Here is a 14,129-nt window from a genome sequence, read left to right on the forward strand (position 1 = left end):
GAAACCGCTCCCTTTTGTCTGACCACCAACGCCTGATGCGCGCGCTTGCTGCGCCCAACCCCCAATTATGGACTTTGAACTCAAAACCCTGACCCCTGCGCGCATTTGCGCCGAAAAATGTGATGCGCTCATCGTCCTCGTCGGAGCGGAAACATGGACCGGGGCTGACGCCGTGTCGGCGTTGGCGGCGCTGGCCATCAAGGCAGAGGACTTTGAGAACAAGGCCGGCAAGCTGCTCAATGCCTACCGCCCCCCGGGCATCGCTGCCACCCGGGTGTTGCTGGCCGGTGCTGGCGACGGCAGTGTGAAAAACGTACGCTCGGCGGTTCATGCAGCCATGGCCGCGCTGAAGACCACCAATGTCCGGCATGTTGTGCTCAGCCTGGTGGGAATGGCGGCGGCTGATCACGCATCAGTTCGTGCGGCTGTGCTGGCCTGTGCCGACGCAACCTACGTTTACAGCACCACCAAATCGAAACCTGCCGTGCAGAAGCTGCAGCGCGTGGTGGTGGCGGTGTCCTCGCTGGCATCAAGCCGGGCCGGCTTCGACAAGGGAGTAGGTTTGTCCAAAGGGGTGGCGCTCGCGCGCGAGTGGGCGAACCGCCCGGCCAACCATGCAACCCCGACCTTGCTGGCGCAGGCCGCCAAGGAGCTTGGCAAGCTGCCGGGCATGCGGGTTGAGGTGCTGGGCCCGAAGGAAGTTGCCAAGCTTGGAATGGGCTCCTTCATGGCGGTCGCCCAGGGTTCGGAGGAGCCGCTGCGCTTCATCGTTCTGCGTTACGACGGCGGCACCAGAACCGAGGCGCCGGTAGTGCTGATCGGCAAGGGCATCACTTTTGACACTGGCGGCATTTCCATCAAGCCGGCTGCCGAGATGGACGAAATGAAGTACGACATGGGTGGGGCCGCCAGTGTGCTCGGCACCTTCCGGGCGCTGGCCGAGCTGCAGCCGGCTCTCAATGTGGTCGGGCTGATCCCCGCCTGCGAAAACATGCCGGACGGCCGCGCCGTCAAACCCGGCGATGTCGTCACCAGCATGAGCGGGCAGACCATCGAGATCCTCAACACCGACGCCGAGGGCCGGCTGGTGCTGTGTGACGCCCTGACCTATGCAGAGCGCTTCAAGCCGCGCGCGGTGGTGGACATCGCCACGCTGACCGGCGCCTGCGTGATTGCGCTTGGCGGGGTGCGCAGCGGCCTGTTCTCCAGCGATGAGGCGCTGGCCCAATCCCTGGCCGCCGCCGGGGACAGCTCACTGGACCTGTGCTGGCGCATGCCGCTGGACGACGAGTATGCCGAGGGCCTGAAAACGCATTTTGCAGACGTCGCCAACGTGGCGGGCCGCGCTGGCGGAGCCATCACGGCGGCCAAGTTCCTCCAGCGTTTTGCCGGCAAGTTTCCCTGGGCGCACCTGGACATTGCCGGTACGGCCTGGAAAAGCGGGACCGCCAAGGGCTCCACGGGCCGGCCGGTTCCATTGCTGGTGGACTTCCTGATGGGGCAGGTTCAGCCGGCCAGGCCGGCCGCAAGAAAGCGGAGTGGTTCCCGCGCATGACCGAGGTTGCCTTTCACTTCAACGTGCCGGACAAGCTCGAATATGGTTGCCGGCTGCTGCGAAAGGCTTGGGGCAGTGGCGCGCGGGTGGTGGTGACCGGCGAAGCCGAGACGCTGCGCCGGCTGGACCAGCTGCTCTGGACCTTTTCCCCGCTTGAATTTGTGCCGCATTGCAAGCTGGACGCGCCGGCCGCGACTGTGGCCGCCACCCCCGTGCTGTTGGCAGGGGACCTTGGCGCCTGTCCGCACCACGAGGTACTGGTGAACCTCGGCCAGCAGGTGCCGGCCGGGTTCGAGCGCTTTGAGCGTTTTATCGAACTGGTCACACGCGCTGACGACGACCGGGCAGCCGCACGCGGCCGATGGAAGCACTACGCCGACCGTGGCTACGCCATGAAGCGGCACGATCTTGCCCAGGAATCGAGGCCATGAACCGATCCAGCCCACCCCCGCGTTTTGTGCCCACGCTGACAGAAGTGGTCCAGCCGCCTGTCAAGGAGACCGGCACCGCAGACCAACCGGCAGTTGCAGCCGTAGATCCTCCCCATCTGCAGGAGCAGATGATTCATCGTGTAATGCAGCGCGTTGACCTGACGCTGGACAGGTTGCTGCGTGAAACCGTCGGGCGGCTGGTCCTGGAGCACACCCAGGCCCTAGCGCCCAGTCTCCGGGATGAAATCGAAATTGTCGTACGCCAGTCGGTCAACCGGGCGTTTGAGCAGGAACTGGGAAGCTATCTCACGGACAAGCCCTGACGCAGCTTCTACGGCCCGCATTTGGAGCGACCCCTGTATCCAGATGTTGATACATAAGAAGTACTAATGATCTATCATTTTCATTTCTTTCTCCGATTCTCCCGCGCAACACTAGGGCAGCTCGCTATGGTGCGGGCGCAAAAATTGCGTTATGTTCGCTGCTGTTGAGTAAAAAAACAGTTCTCAACCATTAACGATAATTTCCTAATTGGAGTGTATTTATGCAAATGAAATGGACTGCGGTCGCTTTGGCCGCCATGTTGGTTGTTGCCTGCGGCAAAAAAGAAGAAGCCAAGCCAGCCGCCACTGCACCTGCACCTGCTGCCCCGGTCGCTGCGGCTCCCGCCCCTGCCCCTGCCGGTGATACGCTCGTTGTCAAGATCGGTCACGTTGCTCCCGTTTCAGGCGCTCAGGCCCACTATGGAAAGGACAATGAAAATGGCGTGCGCATGGCCATTGAAGACCTGAACAAGCAGGGCGTGATGATCGGTGGCAAGAAAGCCACTTTCCAAATCGTCGCCGAGGACGACGCTGCTGATCCAAAACAGGGCACCGCCGCCGCACAGAAACTGTGTGACTCCAAGGTTGCCGGCGTGGTCGGGCACCTCAACTCCGGCACCACCATTCCTGCTTCCAAGGTCTACAACGATTGCGGTATTCCCCATGTCACTGGCGCCGCGACCAACCCCGACCTGACCAAGCCCGGCTACAAAACCACCTACCGCATCATTGCCAACGACCTGGCATTGGGCGCTGGCCTGGCCTTTTACGCCGCCGACAACCTGAAGCTGAAAAAAGTCGCGATCATCGACGACCGTTCCGCTTACGGCCAGGGTGTTGCTGACATCTTTAAGAAGACTGCCAAGGAAAAGGGCATGACCGTGGTTGACGAGCAGTTCACCACAGACAAGGCCACCGACTTCATGGCGATTCTGACCGCCATCAAAGCCAAGGGCCCAGATGCCGTGTTCTACGGCGGCATGGACCCACAAGCCGGCCCAATGCTGCGCCAGATGGAGCAGCTCGGAATGAGCAAGGTCAAGTACTTTGGCGGTGACGGCATCTGCACCTCCGAGATCGCCAAGCTCGCCGCCGGCGCCAAGACCCTTGACAACGTGATCTGTGCCGAAGGTGGCGCATCGCTGGGCAAAATGCCTGGCGGCACCGAGTGGAAGAAGCGTTACGACGAGAAGTACCCGAACCAGTTCCAGGTCTACAGCCCATACACCTATGACGCGACCTTTGTTCTGGTGGACGCAATGAAACGCGCCAACTCCATCGACCCGGCTGTCTACACTCCGGAGCTGCTCAAAACCAGCTTCAAGGGTGTGACCACCACGATCGAGTTCTTGCCTAACGGCGAGCTGAAGAACCCTGCAATCACCTTGTACAACTACAAGGACGGCAAGAAGACGCCTCTGGAATAAGCTTCCGGTCAGCGCATAAAAAAGCCACCGCAAGGTGGCTTTTTTTTGGCCTTCCGCGCCAGTCGCGCGAATGCGAGGAAACCGTCGCCGCCAACAAAAAGCCCGTCAGCACTTGCGTGCTGACGGGCCTGTTTGTGGGTACATTCATGGAGGCTGGAACCCCGCATGTTTTGATAACTATGGCGGAAGAGGCGGGATTCGAACCCGCGGTAGGTTTAACCCTACGCACGCTTTCCAGGCGTGTGACTTAAACCGCTCATCCACCCTTCCGCTAAGCCATCGATTGTAGCAGCCCTCGCAGCCCGCTTAATGGGCAACGTTGTGGAACCGGTGTTTTTCCAACTGCGCCCGCGTGACAAATTCGAGCGCAAGGATGTGAGTTGACTCCAGCACCGCAGGCGGCGCGGCGCCGGCTTCGAGCGCCTCGCGCCACCGGTTGGCACATAGGCACCAGCGGTCGCCAGGCTTGAGGCCCGCAAAACGGTGCTCTGGCCGTGGCGTGGACAGGTCATTGCCGCGCCCCGTTGAAAACACCAAAAACTCGGCTGTCACCCGAACGCAAATGAGGTGCGATCCCAAATCAGATTCGTCGGTGTTGCAGCAACCATCCCGGAAGTAACCCGTCAGCGGATCGTAGGAGCAGGGAACGAGTTCTGTACCCAGTACGTTTTTGGCGGTCATTTGCGCTTGAGTTGGAGGTCAGGTAGATTTTGAAGTGGACTGAACCATTTTCATGGCAGAGGCGACGAGTGCCGAGACCTCTGTCATGTTGCTGGGGACGATCAGCGTCGTTGTAGCATCCGCGGCGACGCGTGAATAGGCTTCCACGGCTTTCTCCGCTACCTTGAGTTGTACGGCCATCTCTCCGCCGGGCTGGCGAATGGCTGCGGCAACCACTTCAATGGCGCGCGCATTGGCCTCCGCCACAGCCGTGATGGCAGAGGCTTCACCTTGGGCGTTGTTGATGGCCGCGAGCTTTTCACCTTCGGAGCGGGCAATAAAAGCCTCGCGCTCACCCGTGGCGATGTTGATCTGCTCCTGACGGCGGCCTTCAGACGCGGCGATCAAGGCGCGCTTTTCGCGCTCGGCGGTGATCTGCGACTGCATGGCGTGCAGGATCTCCTTGGGAGGAGTCAAGTCCTTGATTTCGTAACGCAGCACCTTCACGCCCCAGTTCAAAGCTGCTTCGTCAATAGCGGCGACGACCTGGGCATTGATGATGTCGCGTTCTTCAAAGGTCTTGTCGAGCTCGAGTTTGCCGATCACGCTGCGCAGTGAGGTCTGCGCCAGTTGCGTCACGGCGACGATGTAGTTGGAGGAGCCGTAGCTGGCACGCATCGGGTCAGTCACCTGGAAATACAAAATGCCGTCCACCTGAAGCTGGGTGTTGTCGCGGGTGATACAGACTTGGCTGGGGACGTCCAGCGGGATTTCCTTGAGCGAATGCTTGTAGGCAACCCGGTCAATGAAGGGGATGAGAAAGTTCAGTCCTGGTGTCAGGCTGCCATGGTACTTGCCCAGGCGCTCCACAACCCAAGCGTTTTGCTGCGGAACCACCTTCATGCTGCGGATGATAAAAATCACTGCAACCACGAGAATGACGAGTGCGATTTCCATTTTCATTTTGTTCTCCGGTAATCAAATAAACAGGCAGCCTGCTCTGTGGCAGGACACCGCAGACTGTCTCACAGTTTGGCGACGACCAGTCGATTGCCGTGGAGCTCCCTGACCTTGAAGAGACCCGGCTCGGGCGTCCCGTCATTGTCGGCAAGCACCACGGACCACTGGGAACCACGGTATTTGACGTTGGCCGTGGCGTCGGCATTCCACTGCGCCACATGTACGGTTTCACCGATGTCCATTTGCACATCTGTGTTGGCCTGCGCGTGCACCGGCTTTGGTTCCTTGCTGCGCTTCCAGTGCCACAGCACCACGGCACCGCCGCCAACCACAGCCGCCACCAGCATTTGACCAGTGAGGTCCAGGCCCAGATGCGCTGCGATGGCAGCGGCAACCAAGCCGACCGCCAGCATCAGCAGGTAAAACGTTCCTGTTGCCAGTTCCAGCGCCACGGCGCCTCCTGCCAGCAACCACCAGATTGTTGATTCAGCCATGTTCTGCTTCCTCCCGTTTCGTAAAAGCCACATTCTGGGGCACAAATGCCCGCTGGCAAGCTTAACCGGGCTTGATGAAGACCCGGCAGGGTCAGGCGTCAACAAATGTCCTTACACTTCGGCCCTGATCCGTTTTTTTTGACCGTTCCAGGCAAAGGCCTTTTGATGAAATTTCGCTTTCCCATCGTCATCATTGACGAAGACTTCCGCTCCGAAAACACCTCCGGCCTGGGCATCCGTGCGCTGGCGCAGGCCATAGAGACAGAAGGCTTTGAGGTGCTGGGCGTCACCAGCTACGGCGACCTGTCGCAGTTTGCGCAGCAGCAAAGCCGCGCCAGCGCCTTCATTCTGTCCATCGACGACGAAGAGTTCACGCCCGGCCCGGACCTGGACCCGGCGGTGCTGAATTTGCGCCATTTCATTGAAGAAGTGCGCCGCAAAAATCTGGACGTCCCGATTTATGTCTATGGCGAGACCAAGACCTCGCGCCACATTCCCAACGACATCCTGCGCGAGTTGCATGGCTTCATTCACATGTTTGAAGACACGCCGGAGTTTGTGGCGCGCCACATCATTCGTGAGGCCAAGAGTTATCTTGAAGGTGTGCAGCCGCCGTTCTTCAAGGCGCTGCTGGACTACGCCGAGGACGGCTCCTACTCCTGGCATTGTCCCGGGCACTCGGGCGGCGTAGCTTTTCTGAAGAGCCCCGTCGGCCAGATGTTCCACCAGTTTTTTGGCGAGAACATGCTGCGTGCTGACGTGTGTAATGCGGTGGAAGAGTTGGGTCAGCTGCTGGACCATGACGGCCCTGTAGGCGCGTCGGAGCGCAACGCGGCGCGAATCTTCAATGCGGATCATTGCTTTTTTGTGACCAACGGCACTTCGACTTCCAACAAGATGGTCTGGCACCACACAGTGGCGCCAGGCGACGTGGTGGTGGTGGACCGCAATTGCCATAAATCAATCTTGCACGCCATCATCATGACCGGGGCGATACCGGTGTTTCTCAAGCCGACACGCAACCACTTCGGCATCATTGGCCCGATCCCCAAGGAAGAGTTTGAGCAAGCGTCCATCCAGGCCAAGATCAAGGCAAACCCGCTGCTCAAGGGGGTGGACGCGAAGAAGGTCAAGCCGCGTGTGCTGACCCTGACCCAGTCCACCTACGACGGTGTGCTTTACAACACTGAAACCATCAAGGGCATGCTCGATGGTTACGTCGAGAACCTGCATTTTGACGAGGCGTGGCTTCCGCATGCAGCCTTCCACCCGTTTTACGGCAGTTACCACGCCATGGGCAAGAAGCGCACGCGGCCAAAGCAGGCCATGGTGTATGCGACGCAGTCGATTCACAAGCTGCTGGCTGGCATCAGCCAGGCCAGTCATGTTCTTGTGCAGGACTCGCAGACGGTCAAGCTGGATCGCCACCTCTTCAATGAGGCCTTCCTCATGCACACCTCCACCTCACCGCAATACAGCATCATCGCGAGCTGCGACGTGGCTGCCGCCATGATGGAGCCGCCCGGCGGCACCGCGCTGGTGGAAGAAAGCATTGCAGAAGCGCTGGACTTCCGCCGCGCCATGCGCAAGGTGGACGAGGAATATGGCGACGACTGGTGGTTCAAGGTCTGGGGGCCGGACAAACTGGTCGACGAGGGTATTGGCCGCTCGGAAGACTGGATCATCAAGGGCGAGTCAAAAAATGCGAAAGCCGGTGTCAACTGGCATGGCTTCGGCAAGATGGCGACCGGTTTCAACATGCTGGACCCGATCAAGTCCACCATCGTCACACCGGGCATGGACCTGAACGGCAAGTTTGCCAAGACCGGCATCCCGGCCAGCATCGTGACCAAGTTTCTGGCTGAACACGGCGTGGTGGTCGAAAAAACCGGGCTTTACAGCTTTTTCATCATGTTCACCATCGGCATCACCAAGGGCCGCTGGAACAGCATGTTGACCGCGCTGCAACAGTTCAAGGACGACTACGCCAAGAACCAGCCCATGTGGCGCATCCTGCCCGAGTTCTGCCAGAAGTTTCCGCGCTACGAGAAGATGGGCCTGGCGGACCTGTGCCAGCACATCCACGGCCTCTACGCCAAGTACGACATCGCGCGCCTGACCACCGACATGTACCTGAGCGACCTGACGCCGGCCATGAAGCCCAGCGACGCCTACGCGCACATTGCACTGCACAAGACGGAGCGCGTCGAGATCGACCAGCTCGAAGGCCGCATCACCGTGGGCCTGGTCACGCCGTACCCCCCCGGCATTCCGCTGCTGATTCCCGGGGAGGTTTTCAACAGGAAAATCGTTGACTACCTGAAGTTCTCGCGCGAGTTCAATCTGCAATGCCCAGGCTTTGAGACCGACATCCACGGCCTGGTCGAAGAGCAGGACGCCGATGGCAAGCGGCACTATTACGCCGACTGCGTGAAGGAATAAGGCCTGCCGGCCTGCCGTGCCTCAGCGCGGTGTGGCCGGCATGTCGTCCCGCACCCGCAGGAAGCTGGCAAAACGCGGGATGCCGCTGTCATTGAGGCCGCGATACCGGAAGGTGACCCAGCTGCCGACAGGCGGCGGCTGTTGCCGCTCAGCGTCGCTGAAACCACTGCCGAGCTTGAAACGGCGTGCCGCTTTGCCCTGTGCGGCTGGCAGCTCCACAAGCAGCGCACCCAGCCGGCCGGCGTGTTTGCCCCGGCCCGCGATATGCCCCAGCACGCGCGCCTCGGCGTCCTCGTGGGTTTTCACTTTGAGCAAATCGTCATTGCGCAGCGCCTGGTAGAGCGACGCTCCGCGGTGCAGCATCAGGCCTTCGCCGCCCAGCTTTACGGTTTTGCCCAGCAAGGCCTGCAGGGCAGCGGGGCCTGCCACCTTGTGTTGCGCCACCGCCTGCACCCAGGGTTGGTTGATGCGGCCGACCACCCCCTTCAGAGCCGGGATGCGTTCCGAGAACGTTCCCTCATGCGCCGGCAGGTCAAACACCATGAAGCGAATGCGGCGCCATGCGGCGTCGCCAGGGTTTTGTTGACGCACGGTGGAGACGGCGTGCGAAAACTGCCCGCGCCCGGCCCACAGCTCGCCATCCAGAGGTGTGGCCGGCCAGCCGGCGGTAAACCAGGCGGGCGCGGCGACGCGCTCTCCGCCGCGCGTCAGCAGTTGCTGGCCATCCCAATAGCCGCGCACGCCATCCAGTTTTTCGCTGACCCAGTAATCCTCCAGTGCGATGCCGGGTCGGTAAACATTGGCCAGCATCAGCGGCGGTCGGATGGCATCCGACGCCATCGCCGCGTGAGGCATGCCCAAGCAGGCCACGACAAGCAGCCTGGCAGCCCAGCGGGGCAGAATGAGGGCAGGGCGCCGGGACAGGGCAGGCATGGATGGGGAGCTCACTTGGCTTGCTGCAACAGCGACAGTGTAAAACTCCGCTCAGGATAAGCGATGCGCCATGGTGGCTGCGGCGCCAGAAAAAAAACGGGAGGACCAGGGATGGACCAGGACAAAGGTTATTGGGCAGCAATGAAAACTGGCGACGTGGAAACGATCGAACGGGCCACAGCGGCCGCAGTCTCGCCACAGGCCATCGAGGAAGTTGATGGCTGGTTGCTGGCCTTCGACAGCGGCACAGTGGGCCGGGCCAAAAGCGCGGTGCCGCTGCAATACCCCTCGGCGACCGAGGCAAGCCTCCTGATCGACCGGATAGAAGCGCGTTATGCGGCCAGGGGACTGCCGGCGCAATTCCGGCTGGCGCGGTCATCGTGTTTCGACGAGGTGCGTGCGGAGCTGCGGCGTCGCGCCTACCGCGCGGAGCAGCCCACGCAGGTGCAACTGGGACCTGTCAGCAAGGTGCGCGCGGTGTCCGCCGTGCTGGCGGACGTCGATCTGGCACCCGACGCTGCCTGGGCGGCCTTGTTTGTGGGGGAGGGTTTTGATCCGGTCGATGGCGCCAGCCGCGTCGCGGCACTTGGCCGCGCGCCAGGATCACTCTATGCAAGCGTGCGGGAGGGTGGCCGCACCGTGGCAGCCGGCGCGGCGGCGTTTTCCCATGGTTGGGTCAGCGTGCACGGCATGCGCACCGCGCCGGCCTGGCGCGGCCGCGGCCTGGCCGGGCGCATTCTCGCCGCGCTGGCCGAGGCGGCCCCGGCACGGGGCATGGCGCGCTGCTTTTTGCAGGTGGAAGACGGCAATGCGTCTGCGCAGGCGTTGTACCGGCGCGCCGGCTTTGGCCTAGCTTGGACGTATGAATACTGGCGCCGTCCCTGAGTGCTGGCCGCGGTGAGTTGCTATGGTTTCAGGAGCTGTCTGCGCCCGTGGATAAAGGGCTGGCGGCCGATTTGATGCCTGATTTCGAGCGAAACAGTGTGTCTGCGTCCGCGTCGGGCTGGGTTTTCAAGCCTTTTCGGCGTCCAGCCCACGCGCAGTATGCGCGAGCAGCTATCCATTTGATAGCAATCCGAGGCCTCGCAAAGGCCGCTTTGCGGTCTCAGCCCGCCTCGGCGGCCTCGCCCATGCCACTCACCACCTGGCTGAAGCCGCCGTCCACATAGGTGATCTCGGCGCTGACGCCGGCGGCCAGGTCGCTCAGCAAAAACGCGGCGACATTGCCGACGTCTTCAATCGTCACGTTGCGGCGTATCGGCGCTGCAGCCGTGGCCTTGAGCATCTTGCCGAAGTCCTTGATGCCGCTGGCGGCCAGAGTCTTGATCGGGCCCGCGCTGATGCCGTTGACCCGCATGCCGGTGCCCTTGCTGCCTAGCGACTCAGCCAGGTAACGCACGCTGGCTTCCAGCGAGGCCTTGGCCAGGCCCATGGTGTTGTAGTTGGGCAGCACGCGCAGCGCGCCCAGATAAGTCAGGGTCAACAGCGCTGACTTTGGATTCAGCAGGGGCAGGGCAGCCTTGGCCATGGCCGGGAAGCTGTAGGCGCTGATGTCGTGCGCGACGCGAAAGCTTTCGCGGCTCAGGCCCTCCAGGAAGTCGCCGGCAATCGCTTCGCGCGGCGCAAAGCCGATACTGTGCACAAAGCCGTCGAAGCTTGGCCAAGTCTGCGACAGGTCGGCGAACATTTTGGCAATCTGCTCGTCGCTGCCGACGTCACAATCAAAAATCAGCGTCGAGTTGAAGTCGGCCGCGAACTCTGTGATGCGGTCCTTGAAACGCTCGCCGACATAGCTGAAGGCCAGCTCGGCGCCTTGGGCATGACAGGCCTTGGCGATGCCATAAGCGATTGACCGGTTGGACAACACGCCCGTGACCAACAGTTTTTTTCCTTCAAGAAAACCCATCTTCTGCTCCAGTCTGTGCATGTGAACCGGCAAACCCCGGCGTGTCCTCGGAGATACGCTGCGTACCGGCTTAAGTAAGGCAGAATTGTCGCATGAGGATTTTTGCGTGGTCGTGCTGTCTGCTGGGGCTTGCCCTCGGGGTCACGCCGTCCTGGGGCGCCCATGGGTACGCCTTGTGGGACGACCTCAAATACCCGTCCGGATTCACCGCTTTCGACTACGCCGACCCGGCGGCGCCCAAGGGCGGCGAGCTGCGACTGATCAGCAACCAGCGCCTGTCCACCTTCGACAAGTACAACCCCTTCACCATCAAGGGCTCGGCGCCGGCCTACCTGTCTGCCCTGATGTTCGACACGCTGCTGACCGGCTCCATGGACGAAACCGCATCGGGCTACGGCTTGCTGGCTGAAGATGTCACCGTGGCCCCGGACCGCCTCAGCGCCACTTTCCGGATCCGCCGTGAAGCCCTTTTTCACAATGGCAAGCCCGTGGAGGCTGCCGACGTCAAGCACAGTTACGACACGTTGATGGGCCCCTATGTAAGCCCGGCCTACAAGTCGCTGCTGGAAGATGTGGCCGGCTGCGACGTGATCGACGCCCGGACCGTGCGCTTCCGTTTCAAAAAGCCGAACCGCGAATTGCCGTTAACGGTCGGCGGCCTGCCGGTGTTCAGCCGCGCCTGGGGGGTGGAAAACGGCAAGGCCAAACGGTTTGACGAGGTGGTGATGGATACCCCCATCGGTAGCGGGCCTTACAAAATCGGCCCGGTGCGTTTCGGCAAGGACATCACCTATGTGCGTGACCCGGCTTACTGGGGCCGGGATCTGGCGGTGCGCCGGGGCAGCAACAACTTCGACCGCATCACCGTCAAGATTTACAAGGACAACACCGCGCGGCTGGAAGCCCTGAAGGCGGCGGAGTTCGACATGATGACTTTTTACTCGGCGGGTGACTGGGCGCGCCGCGTCAACGGCCGGCGTTTCGACAGCGGCGAGCTTGTCAAGCAGGCCTTCGACCACAAACAGCCGGCCGGTTTCCAGAGTTATGTGCTCAACAGCCGGCGCCCGCACCTGTCGGACCCGCGGGTCCGCGAGGCGCTCGGCCTGGCGCTGGACTACGAGTGGATGAACCGCCAGATGTTTTACAACGGCTATCCACGCGTGCAGGACCTGTTCGGCAACACTGATTGCACTGCCACCGGCACACCTTCACCGGAAGAACTGGCGCTGCTGGAAGGCTGGCGCGGCAAGATACCTGATGCGGTGTTCGGCACCATGTACCAGCCGCCCAGAACGGAAGGCGAGGGCCAGTCGCTGCGCGCCAACCTGCGCCGCGCCCAGGCCCTGCTCAAGGACGCCGGCTGGACCTACCGCGACGGCGCCCTGCGCAACGCCAAGGGCGAGGCCATGGTGCTCGAATACCTGGACAGCCGCGAAGGCGGCGTGCGCACCATCGCGCCCTGGATGCGCAACCTTGTAAAGCTTGGCGTGGTGCTGCGGTTCTCGCCGGTAGACTTTGCGCTGTACCAGCAGCGCCTGGACAAGTTCGAGTTTGATGTGACCACCATCAACTTCCCCGGCTCGCACGACCCTGGCCAGCAACTGGCCGACGTGTTCGGCAGCAAGGCCGCCGATACCGAAAATTCGGGCAACTTCATGGGTGTGAAAAGCCCGGCAGTGGATGCGCTGGTGGCGGCGGCGGTGGGCGCTCGCAGCAAGGCCGAACTGGTGCCCGCCTGCCGCGCGCTGGATCGCGTGATCATGCACAGCCACTACCTGATTCCCCAGTGGACACTGATGTCACACCGCCTGGCCTACAACGCCTGGCGGCTGGCCTTCAAAGCGCCGATGCCGCCTTATGCCAGCGGCGAGGGTTGGGTCATGGGCTACTGGTGGGCGCGCTTGCCGCCGAAAGAGGGGCGCTGAGCCATGTTCGCCTACATCCTCAAGCGCCTGCTGCTGATGATTCCGACCCTGCTGGGCGTGCTGCTCATCACCTTCGCGGTGATCCAGTTTGTGCCCGGCGGGCCGGTGGAGCAGTACATGGCCGAGGCCAAGGGTCTGGGTGGCGTCGAGTCCGGCGGCTCCAGCTACCGGGGCAACCAGGGCGTCGACCCGAAACGCGTCGAGCAGATCAAGGCCTTGTACGGCTTCGACAAGCCGGCGCCTGAACGCCTGCTGCAAATGCTCGGCCAGTTTGCGCGATTTGACCTGGGCAAAAGTTTTTTCCAGAACAAGGATGTCTGGAGCCTGATCGTCGAAAAGCTGCCGGTGTCCATCAGCCTGGGCCTGTGGACTTTTTTTATCAGTTACGGCGTGGCCGTGCCGCTGGGCGTGGCCAAGGCGGTGCGCGCGGGATCGCGCTTTGACCTTGTCACCACCTTGCTGATCCTGGTCGGGTATGCGATTCCCGGTTTTGTGCTGGGTGTGGCCCTGCTGGTGATTTTCGGCGGGCAGTTGCAGTGGTTCCCGCTGCGCGGGCTCACCTCGCCGAACTGGGATGAACTCAGCTGGGCCGGCAAAATCGTGGACTACCTCTGGCACATCGCGTTGCCGGTCACGGCCATGGTGTTCGGCAGTTTTGCGGTGACGGCCATGCTGACCAAAAATGTCTTCCTCGAGGAAATCCGCAAGCAATACGTGCTGACGGCGCGCGCCAAAGGCCTGGACGAAAACAAGGTGCTGTGGAAACACGTGTTCCGCAACGCGCTGATCCCCATCATCACCGGCTTCCCCGGGGCTTTTATCGGCGCCTTTTTCACCGGCTCGCTGCTGATCGAAACACTGTTTTCGCTCGACGGCCTGGGCCTGCTCAGTTACGAAAGCGTGATCCGGCGCGACTACCCGGTGGTGCTGGGCACGCTGTACCTGTTCACGCTGATCGGGCTGCTGACCAAGCTGCTCAGCGATCTCTGTTATGTCTGGGTCGATCCAAGGGTCAAGTTTGATTAGTTCCCCACTCCCCCCCGAAGCGGCCGAGGGCCGCTCCCCCCTCGAGG

12 protein-coding genes, 1 tRNA gene and 1 pseudogene are annotated in these 14,129 nt (G+C 61.8%); 8 read left to right on the top strand and 6 right to left on the bottom strand.

Annotation, left to right across the window (positions count from 1 at the left end):
• The first annotated feature begins 67 nt into the window (after positions 1-67).
• From H0W47_RS11680 to H0W47_RS11695, 4 genes are all read left to right on the top strand, one after another.
• Positions 68-1,555 carry a leucyl aminopeptidase gene (locus tag H0W47_RS11680; RefSeq protein ID WP_296924490.1) on the top strand — a complete coding sequence of 496 codons (1,488 nt, stop codon included), beginning with the start codon at positions 68-70 and terminating at the stop codon, positions 1,553-1,555.
• Positions 1,552-1,986, top strand: a complete 435-nt coding sequence (locus tag H0W47_RS11685; RefSeq protein WP_296924492.1) for a DNA polymerase III subunit chi — start codon at positions 1,552-1,554, stop codon at positions 1,984-1,986. Before H0W47_RS11680 ends, H0W47_RS11685 begins: the two co-directional genes overlap by 4 nt.
• Positions 1,983-2,309: a hypothetical protein gene (locus tag H0W47_RS11690; RefSeq protein WP_296924494.1), complete on the top strand. Its 327-nt coding sequence runs from the start codon at positions 1,983-1,985 to the stop codon at positions 2,307-2,309. Before H0W47_RS11685 ends, H0W47_RS11690 begins: the two co-directional genes overlap by 4 nt.
• Before the next feature lie 221 nt (positions 2,310-2,530).
• A complete protein-coding gene (locus H0W47_RS11695) occupies positions 2,531-3,736 on the top strand; it encodes a branched-chain amino acid ABC transporter substrate-binding protein (protein WP_296924497.1) in 1,206 nt (401 codons plus the stop codon).
• Positions 3,737-3,916: 180 nt separating this feature from the next.
• On the opposite strand, the gene H0W47_RS11700 is transcribed toward H0W47_RS11695, so the two are convergent.
• The 4 genes from H0W47_RS11700 to H0W47_RS11715 all read right to left on the bottom strand — a co-directional run bounded on the left by H0W47_RS11700 (position 3,917) and on the right by H0W47_RS11715 (position 5,850).
• Positions 3,917-4,006, bottom strand: a tRNA-Ser gene (locus tag H0W47_RS11700).
• A 36-nt stretch (positions 4,007-4,042) separates the two neighbouring features.
• Positions 4,043-4,417 (bottom strand): DUF2237 domain-containing protein, encoded by a 375-nt coding sequence (locus H0W47_RS11705; protein WP_296924499.1) that lies wholly within the window; start codon positions 4,415-4,417, stop codon positions 4,043-4,045.
• Positions 4,418-4,435: 18 nt separating this feature from the next.
• A complete protein-coding gene (locus H0W47_RS11710; protein WP_296924515.1) occupies positions 4,436-5,353 on the bottom strand; it encodes an SPFH domain-containing protein in 918 nt (305 codons plus the stop codon).
• Between the two features lie 68 nt (positions 5,354-5,421).
• Positions 5,422-5,850 carry an NfeD family protein gene (locus tag H0W47_RS11715; protein WP_296924501.1) on the bottom strand — a complete coding sequence of 143 codons (429 nt, stop codon included), beginning with the start codon at positions 5,848-5,850 and terminating at the stop codon, positions 5,422-5,424.
• A gap of 165 nt (positions 5,851-6,015) precedes the next feature.
• Here H0W47_RS11715 and H0W47_RS11720 point away from each other — a divergent pair, with 165 nt between their 5' ends.
• The gene (locus H0W47_RS11720) at positions 6,016-8,292 is read left to right on the top strand and encodes an arginine/lysine/ornithine decarboxylase (protein ID WP_296924503.1); all 2,277 of its coding nucleotides are present in this window, start codon (positions 6,016-6,018) and stop codon (positions 8,290-8,292) included.
• A 21-nt stretch (positions 8,293-8,313) separates the two neighbouring features.
• Here H0W47_RS11720 and H0W47_RS11725 read toward each other — a convergent pair whose 3' ends face one another.
• On the bottom strand, positions 8,314-9,147 hold the full coding sequence (locus tag H0W47_RS11725; RefSeq protein WP_296924505.1) for a DNA ligase: 834 nt from the start codon (positions 9,145-9,147) through the stop codon (positions 8,314-8,316).
• Positions 9,148-9,336: 189 nt separating this feature from the next.
• Here H0W47_RS11725 and H0W47_RS11730 point away from each other — a divergent pair.
• Positions 9,337-10,107: pseudogene (locus tag H0W47_RS11730) on the top strand (GNAT family N-acetyltransferase); the annotation flags it as partial.
• 223 nt (positions 10,108-10,330) lie between these two features.
• Here H0W47_RS11730 and fabI read toward each other — a convergent pair.
• Positions 10,331-11,131 carry an enoyl-ACP reductase FabI gene (fabI, locus tag H0W47_RS11735; protein WP_296924507.1) on the bottom strand — a complete coding sequence of 267 codons (801 nt, stop codon included), beginning with the start codon at positions 11,129-11,131 and terminating at the stop codon, positions 10,331-10,333.
• A gap of 92 nt (positions 11,132-11,223) precedes the next feature.
• Here fabI and H0W47_RS11740 point away from each other — a divergent pair, with 92 nt between their 5' ends.
• Together H0W47_RS11740 and H0W47_RS11745 are read left to right on the top strand one after the other, a co-directional pair.
• Entirely contained in the window at positions 11,224-13,056 is a 1,833-nt protein-coding gene (locus H0W47_RS11740) for an extracellular solute-binding protein (RefSeq protein WP_296924509.1), read from the top strand.
• A gap of 3 nt (positions 13,057-13,059) precedes the next feature.
• On the top strand, positions 13,060-14,082 hold the full coding sequence (locus H0W47_RS11745) for a microcin C ABC transporter permease YejB (protein WP_296924511.1): 1,023 nt from the start codon (positions 13,060-13,062) through the stop codon (positions 14,080-14,082).
• The last annotated feature ends 47 nt before the right edge of the window (positions 14,083-14,129 follow it).

The organism is Polaromonas sp. (assembly GCF_013817205.1).
GTDB lineage: Bacteria > Pseudomonadota > Gammaproteobacteria > Burkholderiales > Burkholderiaceae_C > Polaromonas.

Coding starts and splice junctions, on each gene's coding strand:
- H0W47_RS11695 (WP_296924497.1), top strand. CDS start 2,531: ATGCAAATGAAATGGACTGCGGTCGCTTTGGCCGCCATGTTGGTTGTT.
- H0W47_RS11685 (WP_296924492.1), top strand. CDS start 1,552: ATGACCGAGGTTGCCTTTCACTTCAACGTGCCGGACAAGCTCGAATAT.
- H0W47_RS11740 (WP_296924509.1), top strand. CDS start 11,224: ATGAGGATTTTTGCGTGGTCGTGCTGTCTGCTGGGGCTTGCCCTCGGG.
- H0W47_RS11725 (WP_296924505.1), bottom strand. CDS start 9,147: ATGCCTCACGCGGCGATGGCGTCGGATGCCATCCGACCGCCGCTGATG.
- H0W47_RS11690 (WP_296924494.1), top strand. CDS start 1,983: ATGAACCGATCCAGCCCACCCCCGCGTTTTGTGCCCACGCTGACAGAA.
- H0W47_RS11705 (WP_296924499.1), bottom strand. CDS start 4,417: ATGACCGCCAAAAACGTACTGGGTACAGAACTCGTTCCCTGCTCCTAC.
- H0W47_RS11745 (WP_296924511.1), top strand. CDS start 13,060: ATGTTCGCCTACATCCTCAAGCGCCTGCTGCTGATGATTCCGACCCTG.
- fabI (WP_296924507.1), bottom strand. CDS start 11,131: ATGGGTTTTCTTGAAGGAAAAAAACTGTTGGTCACGGGCGTGTTGTCC.
- H0W47_RS11720 (WP_296924503.1), top strand. CDS start 6,016: ATGAAATTTCGCTTTCCCATCGTCATCATTGACGAAGACTTCCGCTCC.
- H0W47_RS11710 (WP_296924515.1), bottom strand. CDS start 5,353: ATGGAAATCGCACTCGTCATTCTCGTGGTTGCAGTGATTTTTATCATC.
- H0W47_RS11680 (WP_296924490.1), top strand. CDS start 68: ATGGACTTTGAACTCAAAACCCTGACCCCTGCGCGCATTTGCGCCGAA.
- H0W47_RS11715 (WP_296924501.1), bottom strand. CDS start 5,850: ATGGCTGAATCAACAATCTGGTGGTTGCTGGCAGGAGGCGCCGTGGCG.